We start from the raw sequence: 20056 nt of genomic DNA on the forward strand, positions 1-20056 counted from the left end.
AGAGGTAAGTAATGACCGCGGAAGTTTTCTACGACGACGACGCCGACCTGTCGATCATCCAGGGCAAGAAGGTCGCCGTGATCGGCTACGGCAGCCAGGGTCACGCGCACTCGCTGTCGCTGCGTGACTCGGGCGTCGAGGTGGTCGTCGGCCTGCAGGCGGGTTCGAAGAGCCGGGCCAAGGCCGAGGAGCAGGGCCTCGAGGTCAAGACCCCGGCCGAGGCGTCCGCCTGGGCCGACGTGATCATGGTGCTCGCGCCGGACACCGCGCAGCGCAAGATCTACGCCGAGTCGATCGCCCCGAACCTGTCCGCCGGCAAGGCGCTGTTCTTCGGGCACGGCCTCAACATCCGGTTCGAGCTGATCAAGCCGCCGTCCGATGTGACCGTCGCGATGGTCGCCCCGAAGGGCCCGGGTCACCTGGTGCGCCGCCAGTACGTGGACGGCAAGGGCGTGCCGTGCCTGGTCGCCGTCGAGCAGGACCCGACCGGCGAGGGCCTCGCGCTCGCGCTCTCCTACGCGAAGGCGATCGGCGGCGCCCGCGCGGGCGTCATCAAGACCACCTTCAAGGAGGAGACCGAGACCGACCTCTTCGGCGAGCAGGCCGTCCTCTGCGGCGGCACCGCCGCGCTGGTGCAGACCGGCTTCGAGGTGCTGACCGAGGCCGGCTACGCCCCCGAGATCGCGTACTTCGAGTGCCTGCACGAGCTCAAGCTGATCGTCGACCTGATGTACGAGGGCGGCATCTCCCGGATGCGCTACAGCGTCTCGGACACCGCCGAGTTCGGCGACTACGTCAGCGGCCCGCGGGTGATCACCGCCGAGACCAAGGCGGAGATGAAGCGGATCCTCGCCGACATCCAGTCCGGCGAGTTCACCCGCCAGCTGATCGAGGACGACGACAACGGCCGCCCGCTGCTGACCAAGTACCGCGAGCAGGGCGCCAACCACCCGATCGAGGTCACCGGGCGCAAGCTCCGCGGCATGATGTCCTGGGTCGACCGCCCGATCACCGAAACTGCCTAACTGGCTGGCGTCGCCTCCGGCATCGCGGGGTGCCATCTTTTAGACAGGTCAAACGCCCGGTTTCGTCCGTAATGTCGGATGAAACCGGGCGTTTTCGATAAACGGAAACGTCCACGTTACGTCCCGCTTACCTGGTTGGCGCCGAAACAGAATTGTGTGCCATTCAGGTGCGGGAAGGTGGTCTTGGGCGGGTATCTTCGGCCGCATGCGACTGGCTGATTCTTTCCGGAGTGAGCGCTTCGGCGCGGTCCGGATTCATGAGCTGCAGCGGGTCATCGAGCTGGACTCGGGCATGTCGGCGGGGGCTGGCAGTCGTATTGTGGCTCCCGACGAGTTACACGCGGTCGAATCGCAAATGGTAATCGTCGTGCCGTGCATGAATGAGGCACGGGGCGTGATCGAGGGAGTGCTCTCCGGTATTCCGCACGACTGCCTCATTGTGCTGGTGTCCAACAGCGACCGCGCGCCGGTCGACCGGTACGAGATCGAGGCGCAGACCGTCGAGCAGTTCTGCCGGCTGGCCGGCCGCTCCGCGATCACCGTCCACCAGCGTGACCCGGGCGTGGCCGGCGCGTTCAAGGCGGCCGGGATGTCCGAGCTGATCGACGACGGCGGGCTGGTCCAGGCCGGCAAGGGCGAGGCCATGCTGATCGGGATGGCCCTGGCCGCGATGACCGGCCGGCGCTACCTCGGCTACGTGGATGCGGACAACTACGTGCCGGGCTCGGTCCACGAGTACTGCAAGGTGTACGCGGCCGGCCTGTACCTGGCCGACTCGCCGTACTCGATGGTCCGGATCTCCTGGCACTCGAAGCCCAAGCTGCGCGACGGCCGGCTGTTCTTCAGCCGCAAGGGCCGCAGCTCGGCGATCACCAATGAGTGGCTCAACCGCTTCCTCGCGGAATACTCCGGCTTCGGCACCGAGGTGATCGCCACCGGCAACGCGGGCGAGCACGCGATGACCCTCGACCTCGGACTCAAGCTGCGGCTGGCCGGCGGGTTCGCGGTCGAGCCGTACGAATATCTCGATCTGTTCGAGCAGTTCGGCGGGGTGCTGGAAAGCACCAGCGCGGACGTGATGGCCAGCTCGGTCCCGGTGCTGCAGATCGAGACCCGCAACCCGCACTTCCACGACAACAAGGGCGAGGAGCATGTGCAGGGCATGCGGATGCAGGCGCTCAACGTGCTCTACCACTCGCCGGTGACGCTGCCGGCGGTGCGGCAGGCGATCGTCGACTTCATGGTCGAGCAGGGCGCGCTCGGTATCGGCCAGGAGCCGCCGAAGGAGCGGGTCTACCCGCCGGTCGGCACGCTCGACCTGGATCTTCTCTACGACGCGCTGGACGCCGAGGCGCTCAGCTTCCGGCAGCCGGACGGGCGCGCGGCCTCGGGTTTCCCGGCGGCGCCGCCGATCGATCGGGCGGCGATCCCGCGGCGGGTCGCGTAGTCATAATTGTGACGCCAGTCACATACATATGACATGACGGCGGGGGTCGGCGGCAGGATACGAGGTCCGCGACCCGGATGGAGGCGCATTGACTCCCGTCGTTCTGATCGCCGAGGAACTCGCTCCGTCCGCCATCGATGTGCTTGCCTACGACTTCGACGTCCGGCACGTCGACGGCACCGATCGTCCGGCACTGCTCGCCGCCGTCGCCGAGGCCGACGCGCTGATCGTGCGCAGCGCCACCCGGGTCGACGCGGAGGTGATCGCGGCCGGCGCGTCGCTCAAGGTGATCGCCCGGGCCGGCGTCGGGCTGGACAACGTCGACGTGCCGATCGCCACCCTGCGCGGCGTCATGGTGGTCAACGCGCCGACCAGCAACATCGTTTCGGCCGCCGAGCAGGCGATCGCGCTGCTGCTGTCGGTCGCCCGGCACACCGCCACGGCCAACGCCTCGCTCAAGGACGGGCAATGGAAGCGGTCCCGCTACACCGGGGTGGAGGTGCAGGGCAAGACCGTGGGCGTGGTCGGGCTGGGCCGGATCGGGGTGCTGTTCGCGCAGCGGATGGCGTCGTTCGGCACCCGGCTGATCGCGTACGACCCGTACATCCAGCCGGCCCGGGCCGCCCAGCTCGGGGTGCGCCTGGTGGGGCTCGATGAGCTGCTGCGGGAGAGCGACTTCATCTCGGTGCACCTGCCCCGTACGCCGGAGACGGTCGGGCTGATCGGCGAGAAGGAGCTCGCCATGGTCAAGCCCGGCGTCCGGATCGTCAACGCGGCCCGCGGCGGGCTGGTCGACGAGGAGGCGCTGGCCGCCGCGCTGCGCGAGGGCCGGGTGGCCGGGGCCGGGCTCGACGTGTTCGTCACCGAGCCGGTCACCGAGTCGCCGCTGTTCGGCTTCGACAACGTGGTGGTCACTCCGCACCTGGGCGCCTCGACGGTGGAGGCGCAGGACAAGGCCGGTCTCTCGGTGGCCCGCAGCGTCAAGCTCGCGCTGCAGGGCGAGTTCGTGCCGGACGCGGTTAACGTGCAGGCCGGCGGGGTGGTGGACGAGGACGTCCGCCCCATGCTCGCGCTCTCCGAGAAGCTCGGCCGGGTGTTCACGGCGGTGGCCGGGGGCGTGGCCGCCAGCGTGGCCGTCGAGGTGCGCGGCGAGATCGTCACGCACGACGTGAAGGTACTCAAGCTGGCCGCCACCAAGGGCCTGTTCGCCTCGGTGGTCGACGAGCGGGTCACCTACGTCAACGCCCCGCAGCTGGCCGCCGATCGGGGCGTCGAGGTCGAGCTCCTGGTCAGCGACGAGCCGGCGGAACACCAAAACCTGGTGACGATACGCGGCGCGCTGCCCGACGGCCGGACGGTGAGCGTCGCGGGCACCCTCACGCTGACCGCCACCCGCGAGATCAGCAAGCTCACCGGCGTCGACGGCTTCGACCTCGACCTGACCGCCGACGGGGTCCTGCTGTTCTTCCGGTACTCCGACCGGCCCGGCGTGATCGGCGCGATCGGCACGCTGCTCGGCGAGTCGGGGGTGAACATCGCCGCGATGCAGGTGGCCCGCCGCGAGGCCGGCGGCGAGGCGCTGATGACCCTGACCGTGGACTCCTCGATCGACGCCGAGCTGCTCTCCGAGGTGGCCGCGAAGATCGGCTCGTCCCGGGGCAGCCTGGTCGACCTCCGCTCCTTCTAGCGGACCCGGGCGGGTGGTGGATACACCGTCCCGTCCTGCAGGTCGAGCAGGTCCAGGTTCAGCTCGCCGGCCAGCCGCTCGATCGTCTCGAGCACCAGGTCCGCGCAGTTGTCGTCCAGCCGCATCTCGATGTGGTCGGCGGCGGCGTGCAGCGGGGCCACCGCCCACGGCGAGCCGGGCGCCGAGGCGCGCGGGCCACGGTCCGGGTATTCCCTGGTCAGGGCGTCATAGAAGGCGACAACGCGGGGGTCGGCCGGGCGCTGGGGGTGCTCGCCGCGGGCGCAGCGCGCGTTGGCGGTCCGCACGGCGTGCGGCGGGTCCGCCATGCCCATCGCCCACACCACAAGGTCAAAACTCACCGGCGCATGGTGCCATCACCGGGGACGACACGCGGGAAGTGGTGGGTCGACACGCGGGGGATGCGTCTTGCGCGTCATTAGTCCGCATCGCTAGCGTTGTCCCTGCCGCACGGCCCGCCGGTGGGTTCGTCTTCGGGTGACGCGTCCGCCGCTGCGCGCCGGACGGATGTGTGTATCCGGCGGGACCGAGCCACGCGTACTCGTCGCAACGGCCCCCAGCACCGTTTGCCGCGGTGCGGGGGCCGTTATCCCATCCGACCGCCCCGCCCGCCACCCAAAACCGGACTGAAGGCCGAGCCTCCCGCTCACTTCCTGGGACTCACATACCGAAGATCGGGACACCGGGCTAGCCTGGTCGGGTCTTTGGTGGTGCGTCGAGGGAGTCAGTCGTGAGCGTGGCGCGGATCGCGGTGGTGGCCGGCGACGGCATCGGGACCGAGGTGACCGCGCAGGCGCGGAAGGTGATCGAGGCCGTGCTGCCCGGCACCGAGTTCGACGACTACGACCTGGGCGCCCGGTTCTACAACCGCACCGGCGAGGTCCTGCCCCAGGCGATCGAGGACGAGCTGGCTGCCCACGATGCGATCCTGCTCGGCGCGATCGGCGACCCGAGCGTGCCGCCGGGTGTGCTCGAGCGGGGCCTGCTGCTCAAGCTGCGCTTCGACTTCGACCAGTACGTGAACCTTCGCCCCTCCAAGCTCTGGCCCGGCACCGTCAGCCCGCTGGCCGGCGTGAAGCCCGGCGAGATCGACATGGTGGTGGTCCGCGAGGGCACCGAGGGCCTCTACGTGGGCGCCGGCGGCGTCCTGCACCGGGACACCCCCGCCGAGATCGCCACCGAGGAGAGCCTGAACACGCGGCACGGCGTCGAGCGGGTCGTGCGGGACGCCTTCGCCCGAGCCCAGCGCCGCGACCGCCGGCATCTCACCCTGGTGCACAAGACCAACGTCCTGACCAAGGCCGGCAGCCTCTGGGCGCGCACGTTCGCCGCCGTCGCCGCCGAGTTCCCCCAGGTCACCACGGAATACCAGCACGTCGACGCGGCCTGCATGTTCATGGTCAGCAACCCGCAGCGGTACGACGTGGTCGTGACCGACAACCTCTTCGGCGACATCATCACCGACATCGCCGCCGCCGTGACCGGTGGCATCGGCATGGCGGCCAGCGGCTCGGTCAACCCGGAGCGCAAGTACCCGTCGACCTTCGAGCCGGTGCACGGCTCCGCGCCGGACATCGCCGGCCAGGGCATCGCCGACCCGGCCGCGGCCATCCTCTCCGCGTCGCTGCTGCTCGAGCACCTGGGCCACCACGACGAGGCGCGCCGAGTATCCGAGGCGGTCGCCGCCGAGGTCGCGTCCCGGGCCCCGGGCGCCTCGCTGCGCACCGCCGAGGTCGGCGACCGGGTGGCCGCGTCGCTCTGACCCTACTGTCGGGTCACTTCACCCCCGTGGTCTTAACGGCCGTTCGGGGTATCTTCGTGGCACTGCAGCTGACGCGTGCCCTCATTCTTTTCAGATAGGCAGGTCTATTCGCCATGAGCGGTGGTGACAACCTCGACTTCGAGATCCGTCCGAACCAGGCGCCCGTAGCCGTCGCCGAACGCGATGCGTTGCTGGTCAACCCCGGGTTTGGCCGGGTCTTCACCGATCACATGGTGACGGTGCGATATGCGGAGGGCAAGGGCTGGTACGACGCCCGGGTGGAGGCCCGCGCGTCGATCTCCATCGACCCGGCCTCCGCGGTGCTGCACTACGCGCAGGAGATCTTCGAAGGGCTGAAGGCGTACAAGATGGCCGACGGCGGCGTCGCCATGTTCCGGCCGGACGCCAACGCCGCCCGCTTCGCCCAGTCGGCGCAGCGGATGGCGATGCCGGCGCTGCCCACCGCGACGTTCCTGCAGTCGCTGCGCGAGATCATCCGGATCGACCGCAGCTGGATCCCGCAGAGCGACGAGGGCAGCCTGTACCTTCGGCCGTTCGCGTACGCCAGCGAGGTGTTCCTGGGCGTGCGCCCCTCGCGGGAATACCTGTACCTGGTGATCGCGTCGCCGGTCGGTGCCTATTTCTCGGGCGGCGTGAAGCCGGTCTCGGTGTGGGTCAGCCCCGATTTCACCCGCGCGGCGCCGGGCGGCACGGGCGCGGCCAAGTGCGGCGGCAACTACGCGGCGGGTCTCTCCGCGCAGGCCGAGGCGATCGAGAACGGCTGCGACCAGGTGGTCTACCTCGACGCCGTGGAGCGCAAGAACATCGACGAGCTGGGCGGCATGAACGTCTTCTTCGTCCTCGACGACGGCAGCCTGGCGACCCCGCCGCTGACCGGGACGATCCTGCCCGGCATCACCCGGGACTCGGTGATCCAGCTCGCCCAGCGGGCCGGCCGCCGGGTGGCCGAGCGCCCGGTGAGCATGGACGAGTGGCGCGAGGGCGCCGCCTCCGGCCGCATCCGCGAGGCCTTCGCCTGCGGCACGGCCGCCGTGATCACCCCGATCGGCACGGTCAAGTCTCCCGACTTCGAGTTCACCGTCGCCGACGGCGGCTCGGGCGAGGTCACCATGGGCCTGCGCAAGGAGCTGGTCGACATCCAGCGCGGCCGCGCCGCCGACCCGTTCGGCTGGGTCCACCGGGTGCTGTGAAGCAGGGACCACCGATCACGCGAGGAGATGGGACCTCATCGACGCGATCTCGTCGTCGGTGAGGCCGATCTCGCGGACGTACCCCTCGATCGACCCGTGCAGGGCCCGCAGGTCGTCGAGGAACAGCAGCATCGCTCCGGGCGGCGAGTCGAACATGTGCTCGTTGCCCTGGACCACCTCGGGGTTCTTCGCCAGCAGGTACTCGGTCAGCGGGCGCATCGCCGCGGTGGTCAGGGCGTAGTCGGCGGCGATGTCCTCGTCGGACACCCCCAGCAGCGCCAACGCCAGCGCGCACACCGTGCCGGTGCGGTCCTTGCCGGCCATGCAGTGCACGATCACGGGGGCCCGGGACGGGTCGGCGATCACCTGGAGCGAGGTGCGCAGGGCCTCCCGGCCGTCCTCGGCGAAGTTCAGGTAGCGGTCGGCGAGCCACCGCTCCTGCTGCGCCGCGGCCGGTTGCTCGATCCCCTCCCAGTCGATGTGGTTGAGCACCAGATGGTGATAGTCCAGGCCGTAGCGCTCCGGGACCCGGCCGAACTTCTCGACCTCGAACGGCCGTCGCAGGTCGATCACCGTACGCACGCCCAGCTGGGCGAACGCGGCGGCGTCCGGGTCGCCGAGGCGGTGCAGGGCATCGGAGCGGAACAGCCGCCGCCAGCGCACCGTGCGGCCGTCGAGACCGGGGTAGCCGCCGACGTCGCGGAAGTTGTAGGTAGCGGAGAAGCCGAGGTTCCGAGGGTAGGAGCCGTCGGTCCGGTCAAGGGCGGCGGTGGGGCGGTTGGATGGGGGGTCGGTCACCACATCCATGAACCTAGTCTCGAAAGGTGGAACAAGGCTTCCCACGGCCGCGGTTAGTGGCATGCTTCATTCCGTGACCCGTCTCGTGCTCATTATTGGCACCTAGCGCGTCGGCTGACTTCTCGCCGATGCGCAGACCTCCCGCGACCGCGGGGGGTCTTTTTGTTGGGCCACCACATCCTCGGAAGGGAACGAGCTCCCATGGAGTACCAGGTCTTCGACACGACCCTGCGAGACGGTGCGCAGCGCGAGGGCATCAGCTACTCGGTCGCCGACAAACTGGCGGTCGCGCGGCTGCTGGACGAGTTCGGGGTGGGCTTCATCGAGGGCGGCTGGCCGGGGGCCATGCCCAAGGACACCGAGTTCTTCGAACGGGCCAAGACCGAGCTCAACCTCCGGAACGCGCTGCTCGTCGCGTTCGGCGCGACCCGCAAGGCCGGCGTCGACGTGGCCGAGGACCAGCAGGTGCGGGCGCTGCTGGACGCCGGGACCCCGGTGGTCTGCCTGGTCGCCAAGTCGGACATCCGGCACGTCGTGCGGGCGCTGCGCACCACCGGCGAGGAGAACCTCGCGATGGTCCGGGACACCGTGCGGTACTTCGTCGAGAACGGCCGCCGGGTGTTCCTCGACTGCGAGCACTTCTTCGACGGCTTCCGCTTCGACCCCGAGTACACCGCCTCCGTGGTGCGGGCGGCCTTCGAGGGCGGCGCCGAGCGGGTCGTCATGTGCGACACCAACGGCGGCATGCTCCCGTCGATGGTCACCAAGGCGATCGAGGAGGTCGTCGCCCGCACCGGGGTGAGCGCCGACCGGCTCGGCATCCACTGCCAGAACGACACCTCCTGCGCGGTCGCGAACACGATCGCCGCGGTCGAGGCCGGGGTGAAGCACTTCCAGTGCACCGCGAACGGGTACGGCGAGCGGCCCGGCAACGCCGACCTGTTCGCCACGGTCAGCAACGTACAGCTCAAGCTCGGGCTGCAGGTCCTACCGGACGGCTGCCTCGAGAAGGCGGCGCGGGTGTCCACCGCGCTCGCCGAGATCGCCAATATCGCCCCCGACACCCACCAGGCCTACGTCGGGGCCGCGGCCTTCGCTCACAAGGCGGGGTTGCACGCGAGCGCGATCAAGGTGGATCCGCTGCTCTACAACCACGTCGACCCGTCGGTGGTGGGCAACGACATGCGGATCCTGGTGACGGAGATGGCCGGCCGGGCCAGCATCGAGCTCAAGAGCAGGGAGCTCGGTCTGGAACTGGCCGGCCACCCGGACGCCCTCTCCACGATCACCCAGAAGGTGAAGGACCTGGAGGCCGTCGGCTGGTCGTTCGAGGCCGCGGACGCCTCGTTCGAGCTGCTGGTCCGCGGCGAGCTGCCGGGCGAGGCGTACATCCGGCCGTTCGCCCTCGAGTCCTACCGGGTGCTGGTCGAGCACCGGGAGGACGGCGCGGTGGTCTCCGAGGCGACCGTGAAGGTGCGGGTGCGCGGCGAGCGGGTGATCGCCACCGCCGAGGGCGTCGGCCCGGTCAACGCCCTCGACGAGGCGCTGCGGGTGGCGCTGGCTCAGCACTACCCGCAGCTCAAGACCGTCGAGCTGACCGACTACAAGGTGCGCATCCTGGAGGGCAGCCACGGCACCAACGCGGTCACCCGGGTGCTGCTGGAGACCGGCGACCACGAGCGCGAGTGGACCACGGTGGGCGTGCACGAGAACATCGTCGAGGCCAGCTGGGTCGCGCTCGTCGACGCCCTCACCTACGGCCTGGCCCGGACGTCGGCCCCCGCCTGAGACTCTGCTGCGGCGGCGGCGATCAGCGCGATCGCCTCCGCCGCCGGCATCGCTGGCAACTGACGTCCGTCGCGCAGGCGGAGAGCGACCAGGCCGTCCGCCGCCTCCCGCTTGCCGACGATTCCCGCGTACGGGACCTTCCGCTCGGCCGCTCCCCGAATGCGTGCCCCGATCGACCCGTCGTGGTGCACCTCGGCCCGCAGTCCCGACTCGATCGCCAGACGCCGCAACGCCTCCGCCGCCGCAGACTGCTCCTCCGAGATCGGCAGCACGTCCAGCTGGACCGGCGCGTACCAGAGCGGGAACGCGCCCTCGTGCACCTCGATCAGATGCCCGAAGAGCCGTTCCATCGATCCGGCCAGGCTCCGGTGCACCATCACGGGCCGCTGTCGGCTGCTGTCCGCGGCGACGAACTCGAGCCCGAACTGCGCCGGCATGTGGAAATCGACCTGGATGGTGGAGAGGCTCCACTCCCGTCCGGCGGCATCCTCGACCTGGATATCGATCTTCGGCCCGTAGAAGGCCGCCTCGCCCAGCGCCTCCTGATAGGAGATCTCCGACCTGTCGAGGGCGGCGCGCAGGAGCGCCGAAGCCCGCTCCCACATGTCGTCGTTGCCGGCGTATTTTCCGCCCTCGCCGCGCAGCGAGAGCTGAACCGACGAGGGCCGCATGCCCAGCGCGTCATGCGCCCGGCGCATCAGCCGCAGGACTTCGGCCACCTCCGACCCGACCTGGTCGAGGGCGCAGAAGATGTGCGAGTCGTTGAGCTGGATCGAACGCACCCGGGACAGGCCGCCGAGCACGCCGGACCGCTCGGCCCGGTACATCGGGCCCAGCTCGGCGATGCGGAGCGGCAGGTCGCGATAGGACCGCTGGCGGGACTTGAAGATCAGCGCGTGGTGCGGGCACAGGCTCGGCCGTAGCACCAACTCGTCCCCGCCGAGCACCATCGGCGGGAACATGTCGTCGGCGAAGTTCTTCCAGTGCCCGGACAGCTCGTACATCTGCCTCTTGCCCAGGGCGGGGGAGTAGACGTGCTGGTAGCCGGCGCGCCGCTCCAACTCGTACAGATAGGACTCCACCTCGTGGCGGGCGGCCGCGCCGGTCGGCAGCCAGAACGGCAGGCCGGCGCCGATCAGCGGGTCGGAGTCGAAGAAATCGAGCTCGCGCCCGAGCTTGCGATGGTCGACATGCATGACGGGGTCTCCTCGGTCAACGCAGAGCGAGACCCCGAACCCCGGGCATCTCGCCCGGGGTCGTGTGCGCTAGGTCAGCAACGCCGGGACTTCTCCGGCGTCGTCGTCATGGACCAGCGCTTCATCATGCGGCCGATGGTAGGGCGCGCGAATGCGGCCGCGCAGCCGATTTACCGCCCTCCGTCACGCCTTCGGCACCGCCAACTCCGCGATGACGGCCCGGTGGTCGCTGCGCGGAATATTTCGCACGCTCAGCTCCCGTACGCCGATCCGCCGGTCCACGAGCACGTGGTCGATGGTGATCTTGGGGATGCCCGGGTGCCCCTCGTACGGCCAGGTCGGTACCAGGCCCTGGCCGGTGGCCGCCCCGGCGTCGCGGTACCCGGTGGCGATCAGCCGCCGCAGCGGCGCGTGGTCGAGCGTCGCGTTGAAGTCGCCGAGCAGGATCCGCGGCGGGCCGCCGGGGTCGGCGGGCGGCTCGGCCTCGAGGTCCTGGCGCCAGTCGGGGTTGACCCGCAGCGCCCACGGGGCGAGCGGGTGCGCCGACTCGACGAGCAGCGCTCCCGCGCCGGGCGGCTGGATCGTCCCGTACGCCTGCTCGAAGCCGCCCCGATTCCGCTGGTGTCCCGCCTCGCGTACGGGAAACCGGGAGTAGAGGCCGGAGCCCAGCGCGCCGGGCTCGGCGGCGAGCGACGCGTAGGGGAGCAGATCGCCGAGGCCGGCCTTGGCGAGCGCGTCCTTGGCGTCGGGGGTGAACTCCTGGACCGCCAGCACATCCACGCCCTGGTCGCGGACCAGCCGGACGATCGTGTCCGGGTCCGCGCCGCCGATCAGCAGGTTGCTGGTCATCACCCGCAGCCGCACGCCGTCGGCCGGTCCGCGGCCGCCCGGGACGGCCCGGGGCAGCACGAACACGGCGAACGCCGCCACCACCACGATCGCGAGCCCGGCGGCCGGCCAGCGCCGGGTGCCCAGCGCCAGCGCCGCGGGCACCAGCGACCAGGCCGCCACGTACGGGGTGAAGGCCAGCAGCTGCACGAGCGGCCCGCGGTCGAGGCCGCCGAGCCGGACGAGCGCCCAGAGCAGGCCGGGCAGGATCAGCAGCCAGATCAGAACGGTCACGGCAACCCTTCGTCGGTTCCTGGCCGGTCGTGCCTCCGGCAGCACCCCCATGATCGTCATGGTCGCGACACTAGTGTCCGGTCGCCGGACCGGCCGGGGCTCGCACCGGGTCTGCACGACATGTTCACGACATCGGCACGGTCAGCTCGGCGACCACCGCGCGGTGGTCGCTGCGGGCGATCCGGTGCACGGTCACCTTGCGTACGCCGATGCGCTTGTCGACCAGGACGTGATCGAGGGTGATCGGCGGGACGCCGGTGCCCCACGTCGGCACCAGCCCGGCGCCGGTCGCGTCGGCGGCATCCCGGTAGCCGCGGCGGATCAGCGCGCGCATCGGCGCATGGTCGAGCGTCGAGTTGAAGTCGCCGAGCAGCAGCCGCAGCGGCGTTTGCCTGCCTGGGGTGGGCTCGGCCGCGAGATCCGCGCGCCAGAGCGGCAGCGCCAATCCGGCGTAGGGGGCGAGCGGGTGCGCCGACGTGACGGCCAGCGCCCGGGCGTGCGGCGGCCGGATCGTCGCGTACGCCTGGAGGTTGCCGCCGACCCCGCGCTCGGAGCCCGGCCCGGTCATCGGAAAGCGTGAGTAGAGCCCCGATCCGGTGGTGCCGTGCGCCGGGTCGTCGGCGAGCGCCTGGTACGGCAGCAGCGTGCCGAGGCCGGCCTCGGCGAGCCCGTCCCTGGCCGGCGTGGTGAACTCCTGCACCGCCAGGATCGACACGTCGTCCCGCCGTACGAGTCGCACGATCGCGCCCGGATCGGCCTGCCCGACGTACATGTTGATGGTCATCACGGTGATCGGTAAGCCGTCGGCGGGTCCTTTGTCGCGGTCCGGGAAAGCCCGCGGCAGCACGCACCCGGCCAGCGCCAACGCCGCGACGGCACCGATCGCGGCGATCAGCCGTCGGCGGGCCGCCAGCGCGATCGCCGCCGGCACCCAGGCCGCCGCCGCGGCGTACGGGGTGAACGACACCAGCTGGACCATCCAGCCCCGCTCGAGGCCGAAGAGACGGATGACCGCCCACGCCACGGCGGGCGCCACGAGACCGGCGAGCACCACGGTCCGGACCAGCCGCCACCCCCGCCGCACGGCCGGCGGGCTGGTGATCGTCATTCCGCGACCGTACCGGCGGCGCGGTGGATGGGCCCCGAAGCGATGCCCCGGGGCCCATCGTGTCTCTCAGATCTCCGCGTCGACCAGCTCGCCGATCCCGGCGGCGGCCAGCTCGTCCCGGATCACCGCGGCGTCGCCCTCCACCACCAGGGTCATGCCGCTCGGCTGCAGGTGCTCGGCGGCGGCCCGGGACACCTGCTCGACGGTCGCCTCCAGGTATTCCCGGCGCACCGCCGGGTAGTAGTCGTCCGGCAGGTCGTGCAGCACCAGCGTGCTCAGCGCCCCGACGATCGCGCCCGGCGTCTGCATCTCCACCGACAGCTGGCCGGCTCGCCACGAGCGGGCCACCGACAGCTCGTCCTCGGTCACCCCGTCCAGCTGGGTGCGGGCGATCTCGCCGATCGTGTCGGTGATGGCCGGCACGGTCACCGCGGTCTGCACCCCCGCGGCGACCTCGAAGCGGCCGAAGCGCCGGGTCATCGCGTAGCTTCCGCGGATTCCGTACGTGTAGCCGCGCACCTCCCGGATCAGGTGGTTGAGGCGGGACGTGAACGCGCCACCCAGCACGGTCGCGGCCAGCGTCATCGGCACGTAGTCGGGGGTGGACCGCTCCGGCGCCCGGTGGCCGATCCGCAGCGTCGACTGCACGCTGCCGGGCCGGTCGACCAGGATCACCCGGCGCTGCTCCCGTCGTTCCCACGCGAGCGGCCCGCCGCCGGTGGTGTCGGCGCCGGTCGTGCCCGCGAACGCCGCCTCGCCCAGCGCGGCCAGGTCGAGCGTGTCGAGGTCGCCGGCCACCAGCAGCACGCCCGGCCTGGTCAGCCAGGCGCCGTGGTACGCGACCACGTCGTCCACGGTCACCGCGGCCACCGAGGCGGGGTCGCCGTGCAGCGGGCGGCCGTAGCGGTCGGCCGCCCCGAACAGGTCGGCGCGCAGGGCCGCGTCGGCGCGCGGGCCGGGCTGCGCCCAGTCCATCCGCAGCGCGGTCACCTCGTCGTCGCGGACCCGGATGACGTCGTCCGGGTCGAGGCGCGGGGTGCGGGCCGCCTCCGCCGCCAGGCGCACGGCGCTCAGCAGCAGCGGGACCGGCGCGGAGACGCCGACCCGGAACGAGTCCCAGTCGACCGCGGCGGACAGCTCGGCGCCGAGACCCTCGAGCGCGAGAGCGTAGGCGGCCGAGTCGCGGGTCTTGGTGCCCTCCTCGAGGGACTTGGCGAGCACCGTGGCGGTGCCCTCCCGGCCCGCGCTCTCGTGCGCGGCGCCGGCCCCCAGCATCAGCATCGAGCTGGCCAGCAACTGGCCGGGCAGGTGGGCGGCGATCACCGTGCCGCCGGCCACGCTCACCCGGCGGATCTCCGGGAACGTGTACGGGCTCGGCGGGCCGGCCGCCGGGCGGTTGGCGACGAGCGTCATGCCTCTTCCCCTTCCGGGAGGTAGGTCAGGGTCACCCGGGACTCGGGTCGGAGGGCGTACGCGGCCGCCTCGGTCACGTCGTCGGCGGTGATCGCCAGCCACTGCGGGAGGCGGTAGGCCACCGTCGCCGGGTCGCCGAACTGCGTCGCGTACCGGCCGAGCGTGTCGGCCCGGCCGCCCACCGTGGACAGCGACCGCCACCAGGCGGTGGTCAGCATCGCCTTGGCCCGGCTCAGCTCCTCCTCCGTCACCGGCTCGGTCACCAGGCTGTCCACCACCTCGGCCAGCCCCTCCTCGAGCTCGGCGACGTCCACGCCGTCCTTCACCGTCGCGGTGATGATGATCGGCGCCGGGGCGTGCGCGAGGTCCACCCCGTACGAGCCGATGTAGTCCGGCTGGGCGATCCGCTTGCCGTCGGCGAGCCGCTGGTAGAGCCGGCTGCCCCGGCCGTTGCCCAGCACGGTGGCGAGCACGGTGATCGCGTCGTACCCCTTGGTGCCGAACGGATGCGTCCGGTGCGACACGTAGAGCCGCGCCGCGGGCACCGCCGCGGTCACCGTCTCCCGCACCGGCGTGGTGGCCGGCCCGGCGAGGTGCCCGGGCGGCGCCGGCGGGATGTCCGGCACCGGCGCGAGCGTTCCGAAGTACTTTTCCGCCAGGGCGTACACCTCCTGCGGCGCGGCATCGCCGGCGACGGTGAGCACGCAGTTGTTCGGCGCGTAGTACTGCTGATGGAAGGCCTTGAAAGTGTCCAGGCTCGCCGCGTTCAGGTCCTCCATCGACCCGATCGTGGCGTGGTGGTACGGGTGGCCCTCCGGGTAGAGCAGCTCGAGCAGGCGCAGCCAGGCATCCCCGTACGGCACGTTCTCGTACCGCTGGCGGCGCTCGTTCTTCACCACCTCGCGCTGGTTGTCCAGCGTCTCCTGGGTGAGCGCCGGAACCAGCCCGCCCATCCGGTCGGCCTCGAGCCACAGCGCCAGCTCGAGGTGCTCGGACGGCATCGTTTCGAAGTAGTTCGTCCGGTCCGGGTTGGTGGTGGCGTTCAGCGAGCCGCCGTTGCCCTGCACCAGCCGCATGTGCTCGGTCTTCTGGACATGCACCGAGCCCTCGAACATCAGATGCTCGAAGAGATGCGCAAAGCCGGTCTGCCCGGCCGGCTCGTGCCGCGAGCCCACGTCGTACCAGAGGTTGACGCAGACGACCGGTGAGCTCCGGTCCTCACTGACCACGACCCGGAGGCCGTTCGCCAGTCGCGTGGTTTCAATAGGCCACGGATAGCCGGTCGTGACAACCGGCGCACTTGGGGACGTCACCCACCCATACTGCCCTGTTCCGCCCGCTGCCGCGCATGATCGATATCGCCTGGCGGCCGGGCGGGTGACGATGCGATGCTGGGCGCGTGCTGGAGGATGTCCGGGTCAACGACCGCCTGACCATTCCGGCGGCCGAGCTGGCCTGGCGCTTCTCGCGGTCGAGCGGCCCCGGCGGCCAGGGGGTGAACACCACCGACTCGCGGGTCGAGCTGTCCTGGGACGTGGCCGGCTCGCCGCTGCTGCCGCCGACGCTGAAGGAACGCGCGCTGGGTCGGCTCGGCGCGCGGCTGGTGCACGGCGTGCTGACCGTCACCGCCTCCGAGCATCGCTCCCAGCTGCGTAATCGCGAGGCCGCGGCGGACCGTCTCGCCGCCCTGGTCGCCTCGGCGATCGCGCCGCCGCCGCGGGCCCGGCGCGCCACCCGGCCGACGAAGGGCTCGGTCGAGCGGCGCATCGCCGACAAGAAGCGCCGCGGCGAGACGAAGCGCAACCGCCGCTCCTACCCATCCGACTGACCCGTTCGTCAGCGGCGGTTGAAGGACACCGCGTCGCTTTCGTCAGCGGCGGTTGAGGGACGCCACGCCGCGTCCGCTTTCGTCAGCGGCGGTTGAAGGGCGCCACGGCCTCGCGATTGCGGGCCGCGCCCTCCGGCCCCAGCAGCTCGTCGCAGACGCGGATGAGCCGGGCCCGCAACGCCGCGGCCCGCCGCGCGAACTCGCGCTGCCGGGCCACGTACTCGGCCTTTCCCTCCGGCGTCTCGATCTTCACGGGATCGAAGCCGTACGAGCTCAAGTCGTACGGGCTCGCCTGCATGTCGAGCAGCCGGATGTCCGTCGCCAGCGCGAAGCAGTCCAGCGCCAGCGCCCCCGGCACGGCCGGGCCCAGCTTCTGTGCCCATTTGTGCACGTCCATCGCCGCGTGCAGACACCCCGGCTGATCGAGATCGACCTGCGTCGCCCGGGTCGGCTGCAGGCGGTTCAGCCCGACGGCCTCGGGCGTGAAGAAGCGGAACGCGTCGTAATGCGTACACCGGATGGGGTGGTCTTCGACGACGCGGTTGGTCTCGGCCTGGCCCAACCGCAGCGGCAGTGGATGCCGGTGCTCGGGGGAGCGGTACACCATCGCCCATTCGTGCAGCCCGAAACAGCCGGAGAAGACCGGGCGGGACGACGTCGCCGTCAGCAGCCCGTGGATGTAGCGGACGCTTTCGCCGCGGGCGTGCAGGAAGGCATCGACGTCGAGGGTGACCACGCCGTCCGGGAACGTGCTGTAGAACTTCCACGCCGCGTGTTCGGCCACGCCGGACGGGGCCGGCGACAGGCCCGTCCCGATGCCCGGATGCCAGCGGCGCAGCTGGGCCGGGCGGGTGCCGTAGTAGTCGTAGAGGAAGTCCTCGATGGCGTGTTTCTCGCCGGTGGCGCGGCGCTCGCGATGGCCCGCGGTCATCGCGTCGGCGCGCTCGGCGTGGGCGCGGGCGAGGGGAATCCAGGCGACGGAGGGCAGCGTCGTGGTGAGCGGCCTCCCCTGCTTGATCCCCATCCCGTCAGCGTATCCAGCCGAGGCGATCAACACGATCACCGTTACGCGCGAATGAGCTCCGCCACGGCCGTCGGGGCACCAAGATCCGGGGCATTATGGTCGAACTCGGGCGTGACGGTCAGTCGAGTGTCCGGGATCGTGTCCGCCAGCAAGATCAAAACCTCTTGGATGTACGCCGGGGAGCGTCCCCCGCCGAGCAGCAGCGTCGGTGCCTTGATCGCGGCATACCGGCTGCCGTCGGAGTCCAGCTCGCGGACGACCCGCGCCTCGCGGACGACCGTCGGCAGCACCTCGCGGATCGACCGGCCCTCGGCGTTGAAGTGCTGCATCGCCCAGACCGCGGCGGTGGCGACCGGGCCGCCGGGCATGAAGTCGCACGAGTGCAGGTAGTGGACCATCGCGCGCGCGTCGTGGCCGGCGGCGAGCAGCTCCTCGTACCGGGGGAGCCACTCCCACGGCAGTGAGCCGTGCACGCTGACCGCGGGCTCGAACACGATCAGCCGGTCGAGCTCGGTGCGCAGCGCGGCGTGCAGCGCGATCAGCCCGCCGTAACTGTGCCCGAAGAGCTGCCGGGACTCGGTCTCCTCGAGCACCTCGAGCACGTCGGAGATCTCCACCTCGAGCCCGTAGTCGCTGCCCTGCGCCGGGCTCTTGCCGCGCCCGCGTCGCTCGATCACGTGCACCGTGTGCCTGTCGGCCAGCGTCGCGGCCAACGCCTGGTAGTGACGGGCACGGCGGGTCGTGCCGGGCAGCACGACCAGGCCGGGTCCTTGACCGGTGGTCACAACATCGACAGAAGCCATGCTCACGAATGTAGTACATCTACTACAACTTTGATACTGTGCTGGACATGGGAGGAATGACTTTGACGGGGGCGCTCGGCGTCGGCACCGAGGTGTCGGCCGACGAGCGGGTCATCGACGTCCGTGACCTGCGCATGCGGTATGGGACCAAGGACGTGCTCGCCGGCATCGGCTTCACCGCCCGGCGCGGCGAGGTGCTCGCGCTGCTCGGGCCGAACGGCGCGGGCAAGACGACCACCATCGAGATCCTCGAGGGTTTCCGCATGCGCTCGGCCGGCGAGGTCAGCGTGCTCGGCGTCGACCCGGCCGGCGCCGGTGAGCGCTGGCGCGCTCGCATCGGCGTGGTGCTCCAGTCCTGGCGCGACCACGGCAAGTGGCGGGTGCACGAGCTGCTCAAACACTTGGGCACGTACTACGCGCCGTACTCCACCGAGACGATCCGCCGGCCGTGGCCGGTTGACGACCTGCTCGACGTCGTGGGCCTCACCGAGCAGGCCGGCCAGCGCGTCATGCGGCTCTCCGGCGGCCAGCGCCGCCGGCTGGACGTGGCGATCGGCATCGTCGGCCGGCCCGAGCTGCTGTTCCTCGACGAGCCCACGGTCGGGTTCGACCCGGCGGCCCGCCGCGAGTTCCACGACCTGGTGCATCGGCTGACCGATGTGGACGACACCACGATCCTGCTGACCACGCACGACCTCGACGAGGCGGAGAAGCTGGCCGACCGCATCGTGATCCTGGCCCAGGGCCGGATCATCGCGGACGGCTCGGCCGACGCGCTGTCCCGGCGGGTGGCCGGCGAGACCGAGATCCGGTGGACCCGCAACGGGCAGCGGTTCGTGCACTCCGCAGTGGACGCGACCTCCTTCGTCCGGCAGCTCTTCCTGCAGTACGGCGAGGCCATCGGCGACCTCGAGGTGCGCCGCGACAGCCTGGAGGACACCTACATGAAGCTGGTCGTGGAGTCCGAGGGAGGCGCCCGATGATCAGATCCCTGCGCACCGGGCTGGCTCGCGGCGGCATCGAGCTGAGGCAGACGCTGACCACGCCGACCGACCTGTGGGCGTACTTCTTCCCGGCGGTGCTGTTCCTGGGCACGATCTATTTCATGCGGAACGCGCACGTGCCGGGCACCTCCTTCTCGCTCGGCGCCAGCACGTTGCCGGGCGTGCTCGGCATGGGCCTGGCCCTCGGTGGCCTGCTCACCGTGTCGCAGCAGCTCGTGGTCGAGCGGGAGGACGGCACGCTGCTGCGGGCCAAGGCCACGCCGAACGGGATGACCAGCTACGTGATCGGCAAGGCGGTGGTGGTCGGCGGCATGACCATCCTGAGCATGCTGCTGCAGCTGGTCCCCGGCGTGTTCCTGGTCGACGGCCTGCACGTGGGCGCGGCCGGCTGGCTGACGCTGGCCTGGCTGATCCCGCTGGCGTTCCTGGCCACCATGCCGATCGGCGCGGTGATCGGCTCGGCCTTCGAGAGCGCGCGGAACATGGCCCTGGCGGTGCTGCCGATCTTCGGGCTGGTCGCGATCTCCGGCATCTTCTACCCGATCACCTCGATGCCGGGCTGGCTGCAGGGCGTCGCGCAGGGCTTCCCGATGTACTGGCTAGGGTTGGGCATGCGCTCGGTGTTCCTGCCCGATTCGCTGGCGTCCGTCGAGCTGACGCACTCCTGGCGGCACCTGGAGACGTTCGGCGTGCTCGCGGTCTGGGTCGTGCTCGGCATGGCGCTGGCGCCGGTGATCCTGCGGCGGATGGCGCGCCGCGAGTCCGGTTCGGCGGTGGCGGCGCGGCGCGAGCGGGCCATGGCCACCATGGGGCGCTGACGAC

At 71.0% G+C, this 20056-nt stretch carries 18 protein-coding genes; 9 read left to right on the forward strand and 9 right to left on the reverse strand.

Features of this window, described 5'->3' with window-relative positions; translation table 11 throughout:
• Nucleotides 1–11 precede the first annotated feature (11 nt).
• From ilvC to serA, 3 genes are all read left to right on the forward strand, one after another.
• The gene (gene ilvC / locus ODJ79_RS07780; RefSeq protein ID WP_263022642.1) at nucleotides 12–1025 is read left to right on the forward strand and encodes a ketol-acid reductoisomerase; all 1014 of its coding nucleotides are present in this window, start codon (nucleotides 12–14) and stop codon (nucleotides 1023–1025) included.
• Nucleotides 1026–1230: 205 nt separating this feature from the next.
• Nucleotides 1231–2472 carry a mannosyl-3-phosphoglycerate synthase gene (gene mpgS, locus ODJ79_RS07785; RefSeq protein ID WP_263022643.1) on the forward strand — a complete coding sequence of 414 codons (1242 nt, stop codon included), beginning with the start codon at nucleotides 1231–1233 and terminating at the stop codon, nucleotides 2470–2472.
• A gap of 88 nt (nucleotides 2473–2560) precedes the next feature.
• Nucleotides 2561–4159 (forward strand): phosphoglycerate dehydrogenase, encoded by a 1599-nt coding sequence (gene serA / locus ODJ79_RS07790; protein ID WP_263022644.1) that lies wholly within the window; start codon nucleotides 2561–2563, stop codon nucleotides 4157–4159.
• Here the strand turns inward: serA and ODJ79_RS07795 are convergent.
• Nucleotides 4156–4491, reverse strand: a complete 336-nt coding sequence (locus ODJ79_RS07795; RefSeq protein WP_411267285.1) for a hypothetical protein — start codon at nucleotides 4489–4491, stop codon at nucleotides 4156–4158. The genes serA and ODJ79_RS07795 overlap by 4 nt on opposite strands.
• A gap of 422 nt (nucleotides 4492–4913) precedes the next feature.
• Between ODJ79_RS07795 and ODJ79_RS07800 the strand changes: the two genes are divergently transcribed.
• Both ODJ79_RS07800 and ODJ79_RS07805 read left to right on the forward strand, forming a co-directional pair.
• On the forward strand, nucleotides 4914–5939 hold the full coding sequence (locus ODJ79_RS07800) for a 3-isopropylmalate dehydrogenase (protein ID WP_263022818.1): 1026 nt from the start codon (nucleotides 4914–4916) through the stop codon (nucleotides 5937–5939).
• A gap of 113 nt (nucleotides 5940–6052) precedes the next feature.
• Nucleotides 6053–7150 carry a branched-chain amino acid aminotransferase gene (locus ODJ79_RS07805; protein ID WP_263022646.1) on the forward strand — a complete coding sequence of 366 codons (1098 nt, stop codon included), beginning with the start codon at nucleotides 6053–6055 and terminating at the stop codon, nucleotides 7148–7150.
• 15 nt (nucleotides 7151–7165) lie between these two features.
• Here the strand turns inward: ODJ79_RS07805 and ODJ79_RS07810 are convergent, their stop codons facing one another.
• Complete coding sequence (locus ODJ79_RS07810) at nucleotides 7166–7957, reverse strand: tyrosine-protein phosphatase (RefSeq protein WP_263022647.1); 792 nt, start codon at nucleotides 7955–7957, stop codon at nucleotides 7166–7168.
• 192 nt (nucleotides 7958–8149) lie between these two features.
• Between ODJ79_RS07810 and cimA the strand changes: the two genes are divergently transcribed.
• Entirely contained in the window at nucleotides 8150–9736 is a 1587-nt protein-coding gene (cimA, locus tag ODJ79_RS07815; RefSeq protein ID WP_263022648.1) for a citramalate synthase, read from the forward strand.
• Here the strand turns inward: cimA and thrS are convergent.
• From thrS to ODJ79_RS07840, 5 genes are all read right to left on the reverse strand, one after another.
• Entirely contained in the window at nucleotides 9703–10932 is a 1230-nt protein-coding gene (gene thrS, locus ODJ79_RS07820; RefSeq protein WP_263022649.1) for a threonine--tRNA ligase, read from the reverse strand. The genes cimA and thrS overlap by 34 nt on opposite strands.
• Before the next feature lie 183 nt (nucleotides 10933–11115).
• The gene (locus tag ODJ79_RS07825) at nucleotides 11116–12114 is read right to left on the reverse strand and encodes an endonuclease/exonuclease/phosphatase family protein (protein ID WP_263022650.1); all 999 of its coding nucleotides are present in this window, start codon (nucleotides 12112–12114) and stop codon (nucleotides 11116–11118) included.
• Nucleotides 12115–12178: 64 nt separating this feature from the next.
• Nucleotides 12179–13162 (reverse strand): endonuclease/exonuclease/phosphatase family protein, encoded by a 984-nt coding sequence (locus ODJ79_RS07830; RefSeq protein ID WP_263022651.1) that lies wholly within the window; start codon nucleotides 13160–13162, stop codon nucleotides 12179–12181.
• A 66-nt stretch (nucleotides 13163–13228) separates the two neighbouring features.
• Entirely contained in the window at nucleotides 13229–14575 is a 1347-nt protein-coding gene (locus tag ODJ79_RS07835) for a M16 family metallopeptidase (protein WP_263022652.1), read from the reverse strand.
• Nucleotides 14572–15888, reverse strand: a complete 1317-nt coding sequence (locus ODJ79_RS07840; protein ID WP_263022653.1) for a M16 family metallopeptidase — start codon at nucleotides 15886–15888, stop codon at nucleotides 14572–14574. Before ODJ79_RS07840 ends, ODJ79_RS07835 begins: the two co-directional genes overlap by 4 nt.
• Nucleotides 15889–15974: 86 nt before the next feature.
• Here ODJ79_RS07840 and arfB point away from each other — a divergent pair, with 86 nt between their 5' ends.
• Nucleotides 15975–16403 carry an alternative ribosome rescue aminoacyl-tRNA hydrolase ArfB gene (gene arfB, locus ODJ79_RS07845; protein WP_411267280.1) on the forward strand — a complete coding sequence of 143 codons (429 nt, stop codon included), beginning with the start codon at nucleotides 15975–15977 and terminating at the stop codon, nucleotides 16401–16403.
• 82 nt (nucleotides 16404–16485) lie between these two features.
• On the opposite strand, the gene ODJ79_RS07850 is transcribed toward arfB, so the two are convergent.
• Nucleotides 16486–17427, reverse strand: a complete 942-nt coding sequence (locus ODJ79_RS07850) for a 3-methyladenine DNA glycosylase (protein ID WP_263022654.1) — start codon at nucleotides 17425–17427, stop codon at nucleotides 16486–16488.
• Between the two features lie 41 nt (nucleotides 17428–17468).
• Entirely contained in the window at nucleotides 17469–18230 is a 762-nt protein-coding gene (locus ODJ79_RS07855) for an alpha/beta fold hydrolase (protein ID WP_263022655.1), read from the reverse strand.
• Nucleotides 18231–18286: 56 nt separating this feature from the next.
• Here ODJ79_RS07855 and ODJ79_RS07860 point away from each other — a divergent pair, with 56 nt between their 5' ends.
• Both ODJ79_RS07860 and ODJ79_RS07865 read left to right on the forward strand, forming a co-directional pair.
• Nucleotides 18287–19213 (forward strand): ABC transporter ATP-binding protein, encoded by a 927-nt coding sequence (locus ODJ79_RS07860; protein WP_263022820.1) that lies wholly within the window; start codon nucleotides 18287–18289, stop codon nucleotides 19211–19213.
• Nucleotides 19210–20052: an ABC transporter permease gene (locus tag ODJ79_RS07865; protein WP_263022656.1), complete on the forward strand. Its 843-nt coding sequence runs from the start codon at nucleotides 19210–19212 to the stop codon at nucleotides 20050–20052. Before ODJ79_RS07860 ends, ODJ79_RS07865 begins: the two co-directional genes overlap by 4 nt.
• Nucleotides 20053–20056 lie beyond the last annotated feature (4 nt).

Source organism: Actinoplanes sp. KI2, assembly GCF_025630775.1.
GTDB lineage: Bacteria > Actinomycetota > Actinomycetes > Mycobacteriales > Micromonosporaceae > Actinoplanes.